16 protein-coding genes and 1 tRNA gene are annotated in these 18,506 nt (G+C 52.9%); 9 read left to right on the top strand and 8 right to left on the bottom strand.

From position 1 onward, the window contains the following. Nucleotides 1–10 precede the first annotated feature (10 nt). The 7 genes from tssF (at nucleotide 11) to BLU64_RS02605 (ending at nucleotide 6,312) form a co-directional block, all read left to right on the top strand. Entirely contained in the window at nucleotides 11–1,765 is a 1,755-nt protein-coding gene (tssF, locus tag BLU64_RS02635; RefSeq protein WP_074727841.1) for a type VI secretion system baseplate subunit TssF, read from the top strand. Next, nucleotides 1,729–2,814 (top strand): type VI secretion system baseplate subunit TssG, encoded by a 1,086-nt coding sequence (tssG, locus tag BLU64_RS02630; protein WP_026742984.1) that lies wholly within the window; start codon nucleotides 1,729–1,731, stop codon nucleotides 2,812–2,814. The genes tssF and tssG overlap by 37 nt, the downstream gene beginning before the upstream one ends. Continuing rightward, complete coding sequence (gene tssJ, locus BLU64_RS02625; RefSeq protein ID WP_026742983.1) at nucleotides 2,792–3,337, top strand: type VI secretion system lipoprotein TssJ; 546 nt, start codon at nucleotides 2,792–2,794, stop codon at nucleotides 3,335–3,337. Before tssG ends, tssJ begins: the two co-directional genes overlap by 23 nt. Further along, a complete protein-coding gene (gene tssE / locus BLU64_RS02620; protein ID WP_074727839.1) occupies nucleotides 3,337–3,792 on the top strand; it encodes a type VI secretion system baseplate subunit TssE in 456 nt (151 codons plus the stop codon). The genes tssJ and tssE overlap by 1 nt, the downstream gene beginning before the upstream one ends. 38 nt (nucleotides 3,793–3,830) lie before the next feature. Continuing rightward, nucleotides 3,831–4,301 (top strand): hypothetical protein, encoded by a 471-nt coding sequence (locus BLU64_RS02615; RefSeq protein WP_026742981.1) that lies wholly within the window; start codon nucleotides 3,831–3,833, stop codon nucleotides 4,299–4,301. Between the two features lie 68 nt (nucleotides 4,302–4,369). Beyond that, nucleotides 4,370–5,731, top strand: coding sequence for a VasL domain-containing protein (locus BLU64_RS02610; protein WP_074727890.1), 1,362 nt, complete (start codon nucleotides 4,370–4,372; stop codon nucleotides 5,729–5,731). A 44-nt stretch (nucleotides 5,732–5,775) separates the two neighbouring features. After that, nucleotides 5,776–6,312, top strand: a complete 537-nt coding sequence (locus BLU64_RS02605; RefSeq protein WP_026742979.1) for a hypothetical protein — start codon at nucleotides 5,776–5,778, stop codon at nucleotides 6,310–6,312. A 109-nt stretch (nucleotides 6,313–6,421) separates the two neighbouring features. On the opposite strand, the gene BLU64_RS02600 is transcribed toward BLU64_RS02605, so the two are convergent. Together BLU64_RS02600 and BLU64_RS02595 are read right to left on the bottom strand one after the other, a co-directional pair. Beyond that, nucleotides 6,422–7,684 (bottom strand): tyrosine-type recombinase/integrase, encoded by a 1,263-nt coding sequence (locus tag BLU64_RS02600; RefSeq protein ID WP_074727837.1) that lies wholly within the window; start codon nucleotides 7,682–7,684, stop codon nucleotides 6,422–6,424. 382 nt (nucleotides 7,685–8,066) lie between these two features. Beyond that, nucleotides 8,067–8,142: transfer RNA gene (locus BLU64_RS02595), tRNA-Phe, on the bottom strand. A gap of 605 nt (nucleotides 8,143–8,747) precedes the next feature. Here BLU64_RS02595 and BLU64_RS02590 point away from each other — a divergent pair. Next, the gene (locus BLU64_RS02590) at nucleotides 8,748–10,901 is read left to right on the top strand and encodes an ornithine decarboxylase (RefSeq protein ID WP_026742977.1); all 2,154 of its coding nucleotides are present in this window, start codon (nucleotides 8,748–8,750) and stop codon (nucleotides 10,899–10,901) included. Between the two features lie 48 nt (nucleotides 10,902–10,949). Here BLU64_RS02590 and ansP read toward each other — a convergent pair whose 3' ends face one another. The 6 genes from ansP to BLU64_RS02560 all read right to left on the bottom strand — a co-directional run bounded on the left by ansP (nucleotide 10,950) and on the right by BLU64_RS02560 (nucleotide 16,857). Further along, nucleotides 10,950–12,425: an L-asparagine permease gene (gene ansP / locus BLU64_RS02585; protein ID WP_026742976.1), complete on the bottom strand. Its 1,476-nt coding sequence runs from the start codon at nucleotides 12,423–12,425 to the stop codon at nucleotides 10,950–10,952. Nucleotides 12,426–12,906: 481 nt separating this feature from the next. Beyond that, on the bottom strand, nucleotides 12,907–13,980 hold the full coding sequence (gene mltC / locus BLU64_RS02580) for a membrane-bound lytic murein transglycosylase MltC (RefSeq protein WP_026742975.1): 1,074 nt from the start codon (nucleotides 13,978–13,980) through the stop codon (nucleotides 12,907–12,909). Between the two features lie 55 nt (nucleotides 13,981–14,035). Next, a complete protein-coding gene (locus BLU64_RS02575) occupies nucleotides 14,036–14,308 on the bottom strand; it encodes an oxidative damage protection protein (protein WP_026742974.1) in 273 nt (90 codons plus the stop codon). Nucleotides 14,309–14,310: 2 nt separating this feature from the next. After that, a complete protein-coding gene (mutY, locus tag BLU64_RS02570) occupies nucleotides 14,311–15,399 on the bottom strand; it encodes an A/G-specific adenine glycosylase (RefSeq protein WP_026742973.1) in 1,089 nt (362 codons plus the stop codon). Nucleotides 15,400–15,671: 272 nt separating this feature from the next. Beyond that, complete coding sequence (locus BLU64_RS02565) at nucleotides 15,672–16,142, bottom strand: hypothetical protein (protein WP_026742972.1); 471 nt, start codon at nucleotides 16,140–16,142, stop codon at nucleotides 15,672–15,674. After that, a complete protein-coding gene (locus BLU64_RS02560) occupies nucleotides 16,120–16,857 on the bottom strand; it encodes a winged helix-turn-helix domain-containing protein (protein ID WP_026742971.1) in 738 nt (245 codons plus the stop codon). Before BLU64_RS02560 ends, BLU64_RS02565 begins: the two co-directional genes overlap by 23 nt. A gap of 647 nt (nucleotides 16,858–17,504) precedes the next feature. On the opposite strand from BLU64_RS02560, the gene BLU64_RS02555 reads away from it, so the two are divergent. Then, entirely contained in the window at nucleotides 17,505–18,044 is a 540-nt protein-coding gene (locus BLU64_RS02555) for a fimbrial protein (RefSeq protein WP_074727885.1), read from the top strand. Nucleotides 18,045–18,506 lie beyond the last annotated feature (462 nt).

The raw sequence follows: 18,506 nt of genomic DNA, 5'->3' as shown, positions 1-18,506 counted from the left end.
TCAGGTTTTTATGGACGATTTAACCCTGCGTTATTATGACGCCGAAATGCGCTACCTGCTGGAAGCCGGCGAAGAGTTTGCCCGTGCTCACCCCGAGCAGGCGGCAATGCTCAACCTCGATAAAGCGGGCGCGCGCGATCCGTACGTAGAGCGCCTGTTCGAGGGCTTTGCCTTCCTGATGGGACGGTTGCGTGAAAAGCTCGATGATGACCTGCCTGAACTGACCGAAGGGCTGGTCAGCCTGCTGTGGCCACATTACCTGCGCACCATTCCGTCAATGTCGGTGGTGGAGTTCACCCCCGACTGGCGCGAAATGAAAGAGCAGATGCGCATTGTCAAAGGTTTCGAGGTGAACTCTCGGCCGATCGGTGAAAAGGGCACGCGTTGCCGCTACACCACTACCAAAGAAATCACCCTTCAGCCGTTGTCGCTGGAGCATGCCCGCCTGTCGACTGACCCTGACGGGCGTTCGGTCATCAGCCTGCGCTTTAACTGCAGTCATCTTGCCGACTGGAGCCGTGTCGATCTCAGCCAGATCCCGTTCTACTTTAATGCCGATGCACCGCTGGCCTGCGCGATGCATGAAGCTTTTACCATGAACACGGCGCGCCTCTGGTTGCGGATGCCGGGTGACATGGACAGAAGACCGCTCGACGGGTATTTCACCGCGCTGGGGTTTGGCGATGATGACGCTCTCTGGCCGAAGGGTGACAGCAGTTTCAGCGGCTACCAGTTGCTGCTGGAATACTTCACCTTCCGCGAAAAATTCATGTTCACCGGATTCCGTGGGCTGGAGACAGTAGCCTTCCCGGCCGAGCTTCCCTGGTTTGAAATCGACGTGGTGCTGGCAGAACGCTGGGAGCATGACTTTAACTTCACCGAAAAACACCTGCGCCTGAACTGTGTGCCGGTGATTAACCTGTTCCCGCTGGAATCTGACCCGCTGACGCTCAACTCGTTGCAGACCGAATACATGCTGCGCCCAATGCGCGTGCAGGATGGTCATACTGAGATTTACGCGGTCGATTCGGTGATGTCATCGAGCCAGCATACCTACGTGCCATTCTCAAGCTTCCGCCACAAGGGGGGGATGATGCGTCATGAAGCCCCGGAGTATTACTACCACACCCGCGTGCGCCGCGGCCCGTCCGGGCTGCATAACACCTGGCTTATCCTCGGCGGTGAAGCCTTTGATAACCACACCGTACCGGAAGACGAAAGCCTCTCCCTGACGCTCACCGGCACCAACGGCCAGCTGCCACGCCGCGCGCTACAAAGCACGGTGCTGGATACGGTGATGAAAACGACCTCAGCCAGTATTGTCGTGCGCAATCTGTGCGCACCGACGCTGCCCTGTTATCCACCGGCGCAGGACCGCTTTCACTGGCGTGTGCTGAGCCATCTCGGCAGCGGCTTCCTGTCGATGATGGATAATGCCGACGTGCTGCGCGGCACTCTGGCGCTGTACGAGTGGACTGACAGCGAGATGAACCGCCGTCGTCTGGAAGCGATTATCGATGTGAGGCACAGTGAAACGGAACGCTTTGAGCAAGGGTATCTGGTGCGCGGGGTGCAGATTGAGGTGACGCTGGACAGTCACGGCTTTGCCGGGCGCGGCGATATCTGTCTGTTCGGCGAGATGCTGAGCCGCTTCTTTGCGCTGTACACCGATATCTATCTGTTTAACCGCCTGATAATCATCCTGCAACCGACCGGAGAACGCCTGGAATGGGAAGAGAAGCACAACCGCCGCATTCCCGGCTGACCCCGCGGCTGGAAGCCGACCTTCACCGCATTAATTTTTACCGCTTATGCCAGCTGCTGGAGAAACGTAATCCGGACCGGCCGCTGATGGGCTCGACCAGTCATCCCGGAGACGACCCGGTGCGCTTTGCACCGCATCCTGGGATGGGCTTTCCGGCGAGCGAACTCAAAGCCGTTGAGTATGACGAAGAGGATGACAGTAAACCACCGCTCATTCGCGCCACGTTTATGGGGATGTACGGCGTTGATTCGCCGCTGCCAACCGCCTATCTCGACGATATCACCCAGCGCCGGGAAGGGCATGAGACGCTGCAGGGTTTTCTGGACATCTTCAGTCATCGCATCCTGACGCAGTTTTATCGCATCTGGCGTAAATACTCGTACCCGGCCACGTTTGAGCCCGGCGGTACCGACAGCATTTCGCAGTCGCTTCTGGGCCTGGTGGGGCTGGGCATACCGGGCACCGCAGAGCATATCGCTACCCCGGTGTCGCGCTTTCTGTCGCTGTTGGGCGTGCTGCAGCAGCCCGGTAAAACCCAGGAGGGGATGCAGGCGCTGGTGACCCTGCTGGCCCCGGATACCATTGTGAAGGTCAGCCCTTACTGTCTGCGTCCGGTGGAGGTCAGTGAGCCGCTGGGCTTTTACGGCGATGACGATTTTCTGCTGGACGGTAATACGCCGCTGGGTGACGAAGCAATGGATGCCAACAGCCAGTTACTGATTGCCCTGTACACCGAAAACGAACAGGAATCACAGAGCTGGAAGCCGGATGGCCTGCTGTACCAAGACTTTCTGGTGATGCTGCGGGTGTACTTCGGCTGGCGATTCAAGGCCAAAATTACCCTGACCACCGCCACCCGTCTGCTGGCCGCTCCGCCGCTCGGCGAAGGTCCCTTCTGGCTCGGCATGAATGGCGTGCTGGGCGCGGAAGGCGAAGACCTCCTGGAGGATATCCCGCAGACCTTTACGACCGAACTGGGTTACTACGCCGGGCTGGAGCCTGCGACACCACAACAAGGAAACCGACGTGTTACGTACAAATTTAACTAAAACTTCGCGCTGGCTGTTACCGCTGCTGGCATTCGGTCTGGCGGGCTGTGGGGTGACGCAGGGCATCACTGATGGCACCAAATCAGCATTTAACGCCATGTTCTACAAAAAGATTAAGCTACTGCACCTGGATTTCACCGCCCGTGAAGCGCTGAATACCGATTCGCGCGAGAGTAATTCGCTGTCCGAATCGGTGGTGGTCCGTGTCTACCAGCTGAAAGGCCGCAAAACTTTCGACAAAGCGGTCTACCAGCAGCTGCTGAAAGATGGGGAGACCATTTTGAAAGCTGACCTGCTGGCGAGCCGTGATGTGGTGGTGAAGCCGGGCGGAGATGTGAGCCTCGACATGCCAATGGAAGCAGGTGCGCAGTTTGTGGCCGTAGTGGGGCTATTCCGTCACCCGGATATGGTCAACAACACCTGGAAGTATGTAATTCAGCGCGAAGACCTTGATCCGGATAAGCCGCGCATTCTGGAAGCGGGTAATAACCATCTGACGCTGCAACCGCTCAAGGACGAATGATGCCCCAGGAACACAACACACCTTCGCTGTATGAAATGCTCACCGGTCATTTTACCGGTGGCCTTGGTCTCAACCAGGTCAGTGAAGGAAATCAGGTCATCCTCTCTGTACTGGATAATATGCAGCGCATTCTTAACTGCCGTGCGGGAACGCTGGCGCATCTGCCGGACTATGGTTTGCCCGATATGACAAAAATACTGCAGGGCATGCCGGGAACGGCTCATGAACTGATGGGCACGTTGTCTGCCGTCCTGCTCAAATATGAGCCACGTTTGAAAAGTATTAACGTTGTCCTGCTTGAACAGACGCAACCGGGCGAGTTGCGCTATGCCATTGATGCTGAACTGAAAGGCGTGGGCCTTGTGCGCTATGGTACAGAATTTATGCCCGAAGGCCGTGTGCTCATACGCCATATGAAACAGCAAAACTTTCTTGGTCGCCAGGCCCGGATGTAGTTCGACACAATCCTCTGTTTTAGGTCAGAACACTATCTATGTCAGCAAAAGCACAATTTCTGCAAAAGCTTCAGGATAACCAGCCGCGCACAGACACATACGCAAGTAAAGGCCAGGCCGACCTGGCTACGTTTTGTCAGCGTCTCGGCGCACTCCAGGAAAACACCGAAACCTGGCTTGCGGAAACCGGGATACGGCTCATTACCCGTCACTGCGCCCTGACCGAAATGCTCATCAGCAACCGCGCATTCACGGTTCCCTGCTTTGAACTTCATTATGAAAACCGGGTGGTGAAATTCACGCCGGTGTTTTTATACGGGCAGGGCGTGACAGGGTGTGTGGACGTGACCCTTGCCGCCGGTGAACCGGCATCTGCTCTGTGCCGGTTGTTTATGCGTTCGGCCGAAAGTCAGAGCTGGACGTACACACCTGCCCACAACCCAGGCGGGCAGCGAGTGGCGTTCGATGAGGAGGCTTTCTTCACGGTGATTGCCCCCTTGCTGCCTTAACCGGCAATGGGGTTGTTATCAGGAGCCGGGCCCTTTTTTTTACCTGCATGTTCGGAGATAACGCCGCAATGCAAAGCACTGAACCACGATATATCCGTACGGGAGGGGATCCCCGATCGTTCCCTGATTTCACCGCGCTGCGCGATGAGCTGAGCAAACTGACGCATCCGGCGCGCCCGGATATCGACTGGCGACAGGTGGAAAAATGCTGCCTCAGTCTGTTTGAACATAACGGCGTCGAACTTCAGACGGCTGCCGGGTACACACTGGCGCGTACCCACATGGCGGGATTGCCCGGGCTGAATGAGGGGCTGTCCATTCTGGAGGCACTGGTCACCCGGCAGTGGGGAAATCTCTGGCCGCGGCCGGTCCATGCGCGTATCGACATACTGGCGGGGTTGAGTCAGCGTCTGCAGCAATTCGGGCGTACGCAGACGTGGGGTTACACCGATTTAGGCGCACTGTATCAGGCTGAAAAACATCTTACCGCCATCACTGAAGCCTTGCAGCGTCTGGAACTGAAGCATCAGACGGGCACGGACGACCTGCGTCAGCAGCTTCACACCGTGGCTGTTCGCCTGGAAAACAATAGCGGCGATACCGGGAACCTCACGACATCACCTGTCTTTGTGACACCGAAGGCGGCAGTATCCCGGGAAGACACCGGGAAAATGTCGTCTCCGTGGGTGTATGTGGTGCAGCCTGCGTCAGCGCCCCGGGTCAGCGTGGCACCTGCCTGGGGCGTAAAACCCTGGAAACCCTTTGTGTCCGGCATGTTGACCACGTTGCTGATGGGCGGTTTATTGTGGTGGGGGCATGCCGCTCTGACTAGTAATCCGCAGCAGGACGCGCTGATGGCGTCAGTGGCCCTCCCGCCGGCTCCGTTGCCGGAGGAGGCCCTGCGTTCGCTGCAGCGAACGAACCCGCCATGGCTGAAAGAGCACACTGAGTGGGTAAAACAGACACAGCAGCAACTGGAACAGCTGGCTGCGATGCCACCAGACTGGCCACTGGCACACGGGACCGCGCTGGTTCGGCAGGTGCGGGTGTTGTGGCCTGACACCGAGGTAGCTGACGCTGTCTCGCGGCAGTGGCAACAGCAACTGGTTGCCTCTGCGACGCCGCCGGACAGTCTAGGTGGCTGGCAGCAAGGCATGGCGCAGCTGCAACGGCTGACAGACAGGCTGAACCAGCTGGATGGTCAGAGGGGAAAATACATGACGGTTAGCGAACTGAAATCGCAAGTGTTTACGATAACCCAGGCATTTAACCAGACGGTACCGGTCGAAGAGCAACTGCGCCAGATGGCGCAGCAACCGACAGACCAGCCTGCCCCGGCCGCGTTGCGTTCGCAGACTGCGTTGCACCTGAAGCAATTACTGGCGCGTTATGCCCTGCTGGGCAGAGAGACAGATGAAAAATCCCGCTGAGTGCCGAAATCGCCGGTCGCGCTGGACTTTGCAGGAAATGCGTTATGTGGAAAATCACTACGCGACCGCGGACCGCGGCAGACATTGGCGTCAGCCCAGGCCGGCCCGCTTCATCTGTGGCATGCTCAGCCTGCAAGACAGGCGTCACCAGAAGGAAGGCAGAGCTCTGGACTGAAGAGGAAAAAGCGGTGATTTACGTGCATTACGCTGCCGGTATGCCCATGCAGGATGTCATGGCGCTGCTGCCGGGCCGAACGCGGGGAACCATTCTTGCAAAGGCCGATAAACTGGGTATAAAACGGCCCTCACGCTGGAGTCAGAAAGAGTGCGATATTCTGAAAGACTATTATCCGTCAGAAGGCCAAAAGGCCGCAGAACGTCTGCCTAGCAGAACGGCAGATGCGGCAAAATCAAAGGCCTGTGAGCCGGGTGTTGAGTACCAGGGGGGCGCTTATCGGCAATATGTGCGCCGGTCAACGTGGATAAAGTGTGTTCTGCGTAAGGAACTCCAGACCCGCGCAGTATTGAACCAAAAGGCTGAACGGGGGGGAGTCAGTGATATAGCAAACCCTAACATGTAAGGAACGCTTGGCCGAATGCACGAATGGTTTTACGACAACGCTCCTGACCGGGTTTTCTACCACATAGAAAGCCCGTCCGGAGCCAACAAGCGCAGCGCGTTAGCCGCAATCAATCTTCTCTTTTGTAACTTCGAGCATAAATATACGGCGCGACATATCCTTCTCGGTTTACGTCCAGATAATCCGACCACCACTGCATCATTTCGATTCGGGCTTCCAGATGCTCCGCTTTATGCACGTAAGCAGCCCGCACGCCGTTGCGTTCTTTGTGACTCATCAGCCGCTCAATGGCATCCTTTGACCAGCATCCGGACTCATTCAGGGCGCTACAGGCCATAGTCCTGAAGCCGTGGCCGCAAATTTCTGTCTTGGTGTCATAGCCAATCACGCGCAGCGCCTTGTTGATGGTGTTTTCACTCATTGGCTTGTTCAGCGTGCGAGCGCCTGGAAAAACGAATACTGACTCGCCAGAAATCGCCTGAATTTGTTTCAGCAGGGCAACCGCCTGTCGTGACAGCGGCGCCAGGTGTTCATCCTTCATCTTTGCGCCACGCTCTGAGAACCTCACACCTTTTACTGCCTCACGCTGGGCAGGTACGGTCCAGATATGGGCTTTCAGGTTGAACTCGTCCCAACGGGCAAGCCGTAACTCGCTGGAGCGCAGAAAGACATGCAGATTCAGCTCCAGCGCCAGACGGGTCAGTTCCCTGCCTTTGTAATTACGAATCTTCTCAAGCAGCTCTGGCAGGCGTTTCAGCGGCAGGGCGGGGTGATGTTGGGTCGCTACCGGGGTCACGACTCCGTCCAAATCGTAAGCTGGATTGTATTTGATGACACCTTGCTGTACGGCGTGGCGCATGATTTTGGTCAGATGCTGCCGCACCCGTCCGGCGACGTCATGCACGCCTCTATCGTCAATCGCCTTCATAAGCTGCGCCAGATGGCGGGTTTCAACCTGAGCGATATCTATTGCGCCAATGGCAGGGAAAACGTAGCGTTTCAGGCAGGTGAGAATTTTATCGGCATGGGCTTCCGACCAGAGTTTAAGACTGCTGGTGTGCCATGCCAGAGCGACATACTGAAAGGTACGGGATTCCTCAACGGCGGGGTTGTTCGATTTACGAAGCTGAGAAGGGCAGAGTCCGGACGCCAGCAGCTTACGCGCGGCATTGCGCTTTTCGCGGGCTTCCGCCAGCGTAGTCTGGGGATAGGGGCCAAAGGCTAGACGGTTTTCTTTACCGGCGAAGCGATAACGGAAATACCATAACTTAGCGCCGCTGGTGGATACCGTGAGGTACAGGCCTTGCGAGTCAGTGAGCTTGTAAGATTTTGCGAGAGGTTTCGCGGATCGGACTTTGCTGTCAGTTAACACATGAGGGTCACTCCCGTTCATCGAACTGAATGACCCGCAATCTGACCCACAAATTCCCCGATACGAAGGGATAAATCAAAACGCATCGGGAAAGATTTTCACGCCAACTTATTGAATCACATAAATATAGGGATTGATAAGGAGGAATAAAAAAGGAAAGGTGGTGCCGGACTCGGACTCGGACTCGGACTCGGACTCGGACTCGGACTCGGACTCGGACTCGGACTCGGACTCGGACTACGCCGTAGGCGTTGAACAGCGCGGTTTACGCGCTGGCCCCAAAGGGGTGAGCCGCTTGCGGTGAATAATCGAACGAAGTTCGATGGAGAGTCCGTATCTCTGAAAGCAAAAAACCAGCCATCAGGCTGGTTTCTTTAATAAGTGGTGCCCGGACTCGGAATCGAACCAAGGACACGAGGATTTTCAATCCTCTGCTCTACCGACTGAGCTATCCGGGCAACGGGGCGCATTAAACCGTATATCACCGGAGCCGTCAACGGGTTTCTGCCTTACGCCGCCTGCTTGCTCTATTTTCAAACAATGTCGTGATCTCCCATGTAGAAGTACTGCTAGCCAGATGGGGGGAGGGCTATTTTAGATTTCCCGGCTTAGGCGGCCGTGGCTTTCTTGAATTGGATAAAAAATAGTGCGACTATTGCGCGGTTTTTGACTTTCCTTTCATCTGTGATTATCGAGGGTCGTTGATATGTCGGACTCAATGCTTCTGGTGCAGACGCTGCGCGCCACGACTTTGATGACGTCCCGGGACTCCGGTCACACTGCTGTAGCATTCTCTTTTTCCAGTTTATCTCCCTTCACCATGCGGTGAGGCGTGCCGACGCTCACTGTTAGGCATGATTAAGAATAGAGTTATCCCTCTGATTTTACTGATGTCTATCGGATAGAACGGGCCAATTTCCCCTTTGTTTCGGCAGGTTTTCGCATGAGTCATACACTAAATGGTATTGGCTGGCGAAACACGACCGGCAACGGTTTGGCACGTCATCCCTGCGCTGTGTCTTTCGGACACATCTACTCATCCTTGATCGTTTGGGTTTGTTACATGAAACAGTTGAAAATTGCGGCCAATTCAGCGGTTGCCGCCCGTTTAATCACTGAACGACCGGTAGTGGCCCTGAGTCAGACCGACTTTACGGATATCGCTGCGGTAGTGGTATCCGTTGAGGAAGCTCACAGCGGTATTTTGTCAGTGTTACATCACACGGGGTTTTCTATCCCGGCCTTTGTGCTGCGCATGTCGGAAGAGGGCAGTATCGAAATGCTGCCCTCAGATAGTGAGTGGCTGACATTGGACGAAGCAGGTGGGCATGCCGTTCTGCTGGAGGAGGCGGCCCGGGCGTATGAAGATGCGCTGTTGCCGCCGTTTTTCGACACGTTGACCCAGTATGTCGAAATGGGCACGACGACCTTTGCCTGCCCTGGGCATCAGGGGGGGCAATTCTTCCGTAAGCATCCCGCCGGGCGTCAGTTCTATGAGTTTTATGGCGAGACCCTGTTTCGATCGGATATCTGCAATGCGGATGTGACGCTGGGCGACCTGTTGATCCACGAAGGGGCCGCGAAAGAGGCCCAGAAATTCGCAGCCAAAGTCTTTAATGCGGACAAAACTTACTTTGTGCTGAACGGCACCTCCGCGGCGAACAAAGTCGTCACCAATGCACTACTGACGCGGGGCGATCTGGTACTGTTCGACCGTAACAATCACAAGTCCAATCATCACGGTGCGCTGATTCAGGCGGGCGCGACGCCGGTGTATCTCGAAACGGCGCGAAACCCGTTTGGTCTGATTGGCGGCATCGACGCCCACTGCTTTGACGAGGCTTACCTGCGTGAGCAGGTCAGGGCGGTTGCCCCTGAGCGCGCCGAGGAGGCAAGGCCATTCCGTCTGGCGGTGATCCAGCTTGGCACCTATGACGGCACCATCTATAACGCGCGTCAGGTGGTCGACAGCATCGGTCATCTGTGTGACTACATTTTGTTTGATTCCGCCTGGGTCGGTTACGAACAGTTTATTCCGATGATGGAGCAGTGCTCGCCGCTTATGCTCGAACTCAATGAAAACGATCCGGGGATATTTGTGACGCAGTCGGTGCATAAACAACAGGCCGGTTTTTCCCAAACGTCACAGATCCACAAGAAAGACGCCCACATCAAGGGGCAGAAGCGTTTCTGCAACCATAAGCGGCTCAACAATGCCTTTATGCTGCATGCCTCGACAAGTCCGTTCTATCCACTCTTCGCCGCGCTGGATGTCAACGCCAAGATGCACGAAGGCACCAGCGGTCGCCGCCTGTGGCAGGAGTGCGTGAAGCTGGGCATTGAAACCCGAAAGCAGTTGCTTGAACGGTGTTCCATGATCGCGCCTTTTGTCCCGACATCGGTGAGCGGCACACCCTGGCAGGGTCACGACACAGAGGCGATGGCGCAGGACGTCCGCTTCTTCCTTTTTGAACCGGGAGAGCGCTGGCATGCCTTTGAGGGATACGCGCAGGATCAGTATTTTGTCGACCCTTGTAAGCTGCTGCTGACGACACCCGGTATTGATGCGGAAACCGGTGAGTACACACCGTTCGGCATACCGGCCACGATTCTGGCCAACTATCTGCGCGAACACGGCATCATTCCGGAAAAATGCGATCTGAATACGATACTGTTCCTACTGACCCCGGCGGAAGATAGCCGCAAGATGCATCATTTAGTGCAGGCGCTGGTGCGCTTCGAGCAGTTGATTGAGCAAAACGCTCCGTTGAGCGACGTTCTGCCGAGCCTGTTTCAGAAGCATCATCAGCGCTATGAAGGTTACACGCTGCGGAGGCTATGCCAGGAAATGCATGATTTTTACGCGCGTCATGACGTGAAGCGCCTGCAGAAAGCGATGTTCCGCCAGGCGGAGTTCCCGGCGGCAGTCATGTTGCCGCAAGAAGCGCACAGTTGCTTTATCCGGGGCGATATCGAACTGATTGCGCTGGACGAGGCCGAAGGGCGTGTTGCGGCCGAGGGGGCGCTGCCTTATCCGCCGGGCGTGCTATGCGTGGTGCCGGGAGAAGTGTGGGGCGGGGCGGTGCTGCGTTATTTTCTGGCGCTGGAAGCTGGTCTGAACCTGATGCCGGGCTTTGCGCCGGAGCTACAGGGCGTATACGTCGTCGCGGAAGAAGATGGGCGGAAACGGCTATACGCGCATGTGGTGTCGGATTAGGAACCGGACATACCGGGGCGAAAGCCCCGGTAATCGGCGTCGGGAACGTTACTGTGAGTTTGAGGACCCCTGCTGCTCGTGCTCCTGTTTGACCAAATTCGCATCCTCCTTTTGGCGGCGCAGGCTGTACCAGCCCATTGTCAGCATGATGGCAAGTAGCGGCAGCGTGGAAATGGTATAGGTGCCGTTAGGGTAATCGAATGCCATGAGTACCAGTACAGACACAAGGAATCCCAGCGTCAGCCAGGAAGTTACCGGCGCGCCGGGCATTCTGAAGCTGATCGGTTTGGCCTTTCCGGCTTTAATCGCCTGACGCAGCTTCATCTGGCAGACAATGATAAAGCCCCAAGAGCTGATAATGCCGAGCGAAGCGATGTTCAACACAATCTCAAACACCTGCGCCGGCACGATGTAGTTCAGGAACACGCCGATGGCGTGGATGCCCACAGTGACCAAAATCCCGGCGTAAGGCACGGATTGCGCGCTCATTTTTGACATGAACTTCGGCGCGGAGCCTCCCAGCGACAGCGAACGTAGAATACGTCCGGTCGAGTACAGCCCGGAGTTGAGGCTGGACAGCGCCGCCGACAGCACCACGATATTCATGATAGTACCGATGTAAGGAACGCCTAACTTGCTGAAGAACGTCACAAATGGACTTTGCCCCGCCTGGTAGGCGTTCCACGGCAGCAAACACACCAGCAGGATCACTGAGCCAACGTAGAACAGACCCACGCGCCAGATAACGCTGTTAATCGCCTTAGGCAGCATTTTCTCGGGATCTTTACACTCGCCGGCGGCGGTGCCGATCAGTTCAACGCCCGCAAAGGCAAATATCACGCCCTGTATCAACACCAGCGCCGGCAGCATACCGTGAGGGAATAGCCCGCCATTATCGGTAATGAGGTGGAAGCCGGTGCGATTGCCATCAAGCTCATGGCCGGTGCCGAGATAAATGGTCCCCACGATTAGGAACAACGAAATCGCGATGACTTTGACGAGCGCGAACCAGAACTCCGCTTCCGCAAACCATTTCACCCCGATCATGTTCATGGTGGTGATAAGCGCCAGTGCGCTGAGGGCGAAGACCCACTGTGGGACGTCGGCGAACGTGCCCCAGTAATGCATGTAGAGCGCAACGGCGGTGATATCGACGATACCGGTCATCGCCCAGTTAAGAAAATACATCCAACCGGCGACGTACGAGGCTTTCTCTCCGAGAAACTCACGGGCATAGGAGACGAAGCTTCCGCTGGTAGGACGGTGTAAAACCAGTTCGCCCAGCGCGCGCAGAATGAAGAAGGAAAAAATACCGCAAGCGAGATAAACGAGGGCCAAAGAAGGGCCAGCCATCTGTAAACGAGCGCCCGCGCCTAAGAACAGACCGGTACCGATAGAGCCGCCGATGGCGATCATCTGAACCTGCCTGTTACCCATTGTTTTGTGGTATCCCACTTCATGTGAATCGAGCCAGCGCCGCTTAGCCGCATGGCGTTCAGAGTCTTTGCTTTTGTGCTTGTTCATTACCCGTCCAGATCCCGTTTCTTATCATTCATAAGAAAGAAATGACATATTATTTAATGAGTTAACCGTTAAAGTTCGGCCTTTGCATATACCGCCAGTCCCTAGCGGCATGCAGGGGCAGGAATTGAAAAACGTCTGCGATGCTACCTTTTCTTGGCATCCTAGGCAAAAATTGTCTGCGCCAGTAATGTATAAAATAAAGATAATGATCATGCGTTATTATAAAAAAATAGTGCTATATAGAATGCTTTTTGGTTTTTTGTAGTGATTATTGCTATTCAATAGGTTGGGCATAGCATTTGCTTATAGACAGGTTTCCTGTTGGTGCTGACGGTAAATTCGTCAGTCAATGGAGGGCCTCGGACGCATCAACAACCGTGATTAAGCATCAAACCTTTGTACTACATCCTCAACCATTGTGTTTTGAAGACGAGCCTCCACGGACGAACCTCCGGCTTGGCCAGAGGTTCGACGTGCGTCATCAGCGACGATAGTTTCTCTGCGCCGAATTCACCTTATATAAATAGCGGCGAGACTCCTGTGAAGGGTGACGTGTCGTCAGCGTCTGGTAAACATCGTTGGGAGACATACCGTTGATGGCGCTTACCGCAGCGTCTTTGTCGCTGGAGAACACGCGCAATACGCTGCCTGCGCCGCCGTTATAGGCGGTGATGACGGCATAACGCTGAGAGGTCGGATTCTGAATGCCCGCCAGATACACATTTTTCAGCATGGCCAGATAGGCCGTTCCGGTATCGATATTGTTTTCCGGATCGAACAGGTAGCTGCGGCTCGGCTGTCCCCATTTCCCTTTCATTTTAAAGACGTCGCGTCCTGCGCTGTGCTGCACGACCTGCATCAGACCCAATGCATCGGAATGGCTTACCGCGTAGGGGTTGAAGCTCGACTCGGTCTGCATGATAGCCAGGATCAGGGAAGGCTCGATGCCGTAGCGATCTGCGGCTTTACGGACCAGCGGCAGATATTTGTGGGCACGTTTGTCCAAATGGTTCGGCACCAGCTGGATGGTTACCGTCCAAATCACATGCACACCGGCCGTGCGGCGTTGTAGCTTGTTCTGGATCAGATAGTCTGCAAAGTTGACCGCGCGGCCTTCCCAACGGATAGGTTCGCCGGTGTTGTCCAGCACCTGCCCATACAGCAGCGGCTCACGGCTGATTTGAATATCGTTGGCGTCGGAATACAGGTCGGCGTTACTGGCGTCATCGCCCATCAGCAGGGTGGTGACGATAGCCTGACGGAGGCTGGCTTCGTAGTTAGTCGGGTTGATGGTTTCGATGGTGATCGTACCGGCATCGAAGTTGACGTGGCTACGGGTCAGATATTGGTCGGAATACTTTACGTAATCCTTGGGGCCGGCGATCAACACTTCGTTGATGCCCCAGATGTTTTCGATGTTATTGGCGAATTGCCCCATCAAAATATCAAAGGCGTTGGTGTCTTTGACATAGGCTTCCGCATCTTCGCTGCCTTTGTTGCTGGAACAAGAGATCAGCAGCGGAGCGATGCACAGCAAAGCTAGCAGTTTCTTCATCATATCAGGCCGTGTCGGGAGCGTGAGTTATCAGGGCCGGCAGGCCCCTGCGCGATTACTGATCTTCCGGCGTATAGCCGTCGATTTGCACGTCCTTGCCTTCAAAAAGAAACTTTTTCATCTCTTCTTCCAGCAGCTTGCGGTCTTCCACATTCATCATGCTGAGTTTTTTCTCGTTGATCAGCATCGTCTGCTTGGTTTGCCACTGGCCCCAGGCATCCTTGGATATTTCGTTATAAATGCGTTTTCCCAGCTCGCCCGGATACAGCTGAAAATCCTGGCCTTCGGCCTCACGTTGTAAAAATGTACAAAAAATCGTTCTGCTCATGCTTATTCCTCATTATTTGGCGCGCAGACATCGACGAAGACGGACTGCGACTGAGCCAGCTGTTGCAGCAGGCGTTCTACCGGGGCTGCAAGCCCCACAGATGGCGGCTGCGCTAAGTTATACCAGAGACCGGCGCCTTCATCCATGCAGGCGATCTGGCTGGAAACATCCAGCAACAGAGGGACGATGTCCAGATGAAAGTGGCTGAAGGTATGTCGGAACGCGATGCCCTGCTGTAGCCCGCTCAGCGGCATTCCCCGCTGCCGTAGCCAGTTATGCGCTTCCTCTTGGGTGGCAAATTGGGGAAAACAGAATAATCCGCCCCACAGTCCGACGGCTGGGCGCTGTTCCAGCCATACGCGCTGCTGTTGCCGGACCATGACAAACCAGGCGCTTTTCTCCGGTATCGTCTGCTTGGGCTTCTTGCCCGGATAATCCGCCCAGTTGTGGTTAGCGTAGGCGATACACTGCTTGTTGAGCGGACAAAGTTCACATTTGGGACGGCTGCGTGTGCAGATCATCGCACCCAAATCCATCATTGCCTGATTAAATGCGCCCACACCCTGCGCCGGCGTGACGGTTTCGCTGATATGCCACAATTGCTTCTCCACCTCTTTTTTCCCCGGCCAGCCCGCGACGGCGTAGCAGCGTGCGAGCACGCGCTTCACGTTGCCATCCAAAATCGGGTAGTGCTGTCCCTGGGCCAGAGAAAGAATAGCGCCGGCAGTGGAACGACCAATGCCCGGCAGCGCCACAATATCGTCGAACGTCGTGGGGAATTCGCCGCCGTGTTGCTCGGCAATCATCTGTGCCGCTTTGTGCAGGTTCCGTGCGCGAGCGTAGTAACCCAGCCCGGTCCACAGGTGCAGAACCTCATCCAACGGCGCGGCGGCCAGCGCGTTCACGTTGGGGAAGCGGGCGATAAATCGCTGAAAGTACGGAATGACGGTGGCGACCTGGGTTTGTTGCAGCATGACCTCGGAGAGCCAGACCTGATAGGCCGTTTTATTGAGTTGCCAAGGCAGCGTTTTACGTCCGAAACGGTCATACCATTCCAGCACCTGTTGCGCGAACTGTTGCGCTTGTATCATAAGAAGGGGTCGCTATCCGGCCGGTGAAAATTGAAAGCGATTCCAGCACAGTGTGAATGTGCTGTAAACCCGAAGTTTCCTGAACGCGTTCTTCATTCTATGTCGCCCCCGACGCGGCTTAAGTGGCGGTGCAATTTCAGGCAAGTAAAGCAAGGGCGATGATGCACCTTTCGTGGTGCATAAAGGCGCCGCGCCTGAGTATTTTAGTCACAAGTGAATCCGTATGCGGATGATAAACCGTGGCCATAGTTATCGACCACGGGCTTGATACATCAGCGCACGTTGCAGGCGAACGTAGGACGGAAAGCACTGATCAGATAAACTTTATTGGTCAGCATTTCAAACCTGACGACTTCATTTTTACTATAAGGCGTGGCATTATCGGGGGCGGTATCTGCCGAACTTTTGAACATGCAAATGTTTTTCATAATAAGGTAATTCCCATTCCAGTCGTAATCGAATGTGAGTGTACGTTCTAATACATCAGCAGATTTGTTAACATCGATATAGATACCGTGTAGAGCCATTGACCCCTTGTCTTTTTCCCCCAAATAAAAATTAATGATATAGCCTTTAACAATGGAGTCCTGCCCATTATTAATCGTTGCGCTTATTTCTCCTCGACACATCAACGGCTTTTTGTAAACACGATAATAATGATAGATAGATAACAAAGCCATCAATAGGGCCAATAAGGTTATTGTGATGATAATAAAGGGTTTATTGGTTGTTGATAAAGACATGCGTTGAGCACCTTTTCCCTTCTTTCTTACAGGAAATAACAATACTTTCTTCTCTGGTCGCGATTTTTGGGATGATTATTTTTCTGGAAAAATAGTACAGGTCAACATTGTTTTGACAAAGATAATGATACTTTTCCTGAAATCCATCATTGATGGCGTCATCGTCAATATAATAAAACTCGCAATTTGTGATATTGGTGTCTCTAAAAATTTCTCGGTAAGGGAAATCAATTGATAGGATGAAATTATAAAAAAGAATCAATACGACTAACGTCCCTATTGCTACAAAATAAAGAGAATTTTTGTATTTGATACCCTGCGTTTGAGGGGGAGGAGGAGGGAATTCCATAACGGAGTTTTGAACGGAGCTTTGCTGTGAGTCGTCACATATCACTTCAATATCCAGTGTATTAAACATGATACCGACCTTGGGTACCGTCATCAGGAACTCGGCCAGCTCATATTCACGCAGAGATTTCCTCAATAACGAAATATAGTTGTTCAAGTTGTTCATCGACGGTGCCAGAGCATTTTTCTCCAGAACTTCTGTCAGTAGGTACTCTTTACTTAATGTCATTCCCGGATGAATAATCAGCGTTTGTAGAAGCTTTGCCACGGGGAGGCTTAAAGACACTGCCTCGTCTGAGCGATTAATCCATGCTAAAGAGTTGTCTTTTTCTGTATAGACAACCGACTTATTAATCAAATAAACCATTTATAGATGCTCTATAGAGACATGAATTGTAAAAATGTTGATATGGAAGGTATTAAGTAAAATTAAGTCAAAAATTTAGATGTTTATTGTCAAGGCATATTTTCTTCTCGACGATATTTACAGTCACTGTTGTAGATAACTGTTCTTCCTTGAGAGGGTATTTATAGCACATAAAAAATATAAAAATAAATAACTAACTGCCCATGCGAGTGTGGAATTAATATATGTAAATGTAAATCTATGTTGATTTCCACTGGTTAATTTTCATTTAAGCTGGAAGGTATTTAGCGGCTAGCGGTTAATGAAAGTATTCGCGCCATAAAAAAAGCGCAAACAGTCTTCGCCTTTAGAATAAAAATCTATTTAATACTAAAAAACAAGAATAAAATCTAAATAAATATATACGATTCAATATAATTGTCCTGTTTTTGGGGTTGTGGTTAGATGACTGCACGTTCAACGCATGACGGTTTCACTGGGTCTTTACATGATGGATTGGCGTGGAATAAGGCGGAAAGATGGTAAATGCGCTGTCGCTAAGCTGGCCTATGAAGATCCTGACACCAATGCATTGGCCGGTCGGGGCGCTCTTTGTGGCGGTTGCCAGCAAGCGCGCTTTCATCTATTGAATCAACACGGGTATGAAAATGAAATTATCTAATATCGCTTTGGCTACGATGATGGCTGTTTTTTCTTTTTCTGTATTTGATGCGCAGGCGACAGATACCCACAATGGTACGGTCACCTTTAACGGGAAAATTATCGATACACCTTGCTCCGTGTCTCAGGATGATTTGGCTCAGACTATTGAGTTTGGCGAAATTAGCAAAACTGTACTGGAAGGTGGTGGAACTTCGGTTATCAAACCTTTCGATATCACTTTGAAAGACTGTTCTATCGAAACATCAACGAGTGCCAAAGTTGTCTTTTCAGGGGGAACGGCTGCCGGTACAAACAACAAATTGCTGGCGCTGCATGGTACTGCAGGCGGCGCAGGTATTGCTGTATTGTACTCTGGTGAAAAAGTTTCGTTCGACGGCGCCACTGCTGCCGTGAGTAATTATAAACTGGTGAATGGCGACAACACCTTATCCTTCACTTCTTACGTACAGAAATTGCCGACTGATACGGATGTAACTACCGGTAATTTTGAAAGTACGGCCAACTTCGTTATTTCCTACGAGTAAGCATATTTTATGGGAAAGGAGGCCCTTCAAGTTTTTGAAAATAGCGTTAGCCAGGTGATTTTAAACTGATAATGTCTTGTTTGATTTTAGCTAATTTTTTTGCTGTTTAAGCGGTAAATGACAGAAAGTAGCCAAATTAGTCTTGCTATTTGTAATAACTCAAGAAGCCGCCCCTGTTTCTATAAAGGAAGTGTTTTTAAAATCTGTTTTTATGGGTGGCTCTAGTTTGGTGGAAGATTTGATATACATTCATGGGTTTCTTTTCTCTAAAATTGCTTGCTTATCTTTAGATTTGTTTCCCATTGATAACTGTATAGAAGTTTAGACGTGGTCGTATTTTTGTGTAGGTGGTTATATACAATGACATCGTTTGTTTTTTTGTGTTTCTTTGTGTTTGTTTTGTATCAACTTATCACGTGATTGGGAAATGGAACCTAAAGCGAGTTGTTGCGCTGATAGTTT

This window comes from Lonsdalea quercina (assembly GCF_900107885.1).
Taxonomy (GTDB): Bacteria; Pseudomonadota; Gammaproteobacteria; order Enterobacterales; family Enterobacteriaceae; genus Lonsdalea; species Lonsdalea quercina.
The sequence above is the reverse complement of the archived record's forward strand: the minus strand, read 5'-3'. Positions and strand labels throughout refer to the sequence as shown.

Excerpts from the sequence above, each read along its gene's own strand:
- tssF (WP_074727841.1), top strand. The coding sequence starts at position 11 with ATGGACGATTTAACCCTGCGTTATTATGACGCCGAAATGCGCTACCTG.
- BLU64_RS02560 (WP_026742971.1), bottom strand. The coding sequence starts at position 16,857 with ATGGTTTATTTGATTAATAAGTCGGTTGTCTATACAGAAAAAGACAAC.
- BLU64_RS02610 (WP_074727890.1), top strand. The coding sequence starts at position 4,370 with ATGCAAAGCACTGAACCACGATATATCCGTACGGGAGGGGATCCCCGA.
- BLU64_RS02575 (WP_026742974.1), bottom strand. The coding sequence starts at position 14,308 with ATGAGCAGAACGATTTTTTGTACATTTTTACAACGTGAGGCCGAAGGC.
- mltC (WP_026742975.1), bottom strand. The coding sequence starts at position 13,980 with ATGAAGAAACTGCTAGCTTTGCTGTGCATCGCTCCGCTGCTGATCTCT.
- BLU64_RS02605 (WP_026742979.1), top strand. The coding sequence starts at position 5,776 with ATGTGGAAAATCACTACGCGACCGCGGACCGCGGCAGACATTGGCGTC.
- ansP (WP_026742976.1), bottom strand. The coding sequence starts at position 12,425 with ATGAACAAGCACAAAAGCAAAGACTCTGAACGCCATGCGGCTAAGCGG.
- BLU64_RS02565 (WP_026742972.1), bottom strand. The coding sequence starts at position 16,142 with ATGTCTTTATCAACAACCAATAAACCCTTTATTATCATCACAATAACC.
- tssG (WP_026742984.1), top strand. The coding sequence starts at position 1,729 with ATGGGAAGAGAAGCACAACCGCCGCATTCCCGGCTGACCCCGCGGCTG.
- mutY (WP_026742973.1), bottom strand. The coding sequence starts at position 15,399 with ATGATACAAGCGCAACAGTTCGCGCAACAGGTGCTGGAATGGTATGAC.
- BLU64_RS02615 (WP_026742981.1), top strand. The coding sequence starts at position 3,831 with ATGTCAGCAAAAGCACAATTTCTGCAAAAGCTTCAGGATAACCAGCCG.
- tssE (WP_074727839.1), top strand. The coding sequence starts at position 3,337 with ATGCCCCAGGAACACAACACACCTTCGCTGTATGAAATGCTCACCGGT.
- BLU64_RS02555 (WP_074727885.1), top strand. The coding sequence starts at position 17,505 with ATGAAATTATCTAATATCGCTTTGGCTACGATGATGGCTGTTTTTTCT.
- BLU64_RS02590 (WP_026742977.1), top strand. The coding sequence starts at position 8,748 with ATGAAACAGTTGAAAATTGCGGCCAATTCAGCGGTTGCCGCCCGTTTA.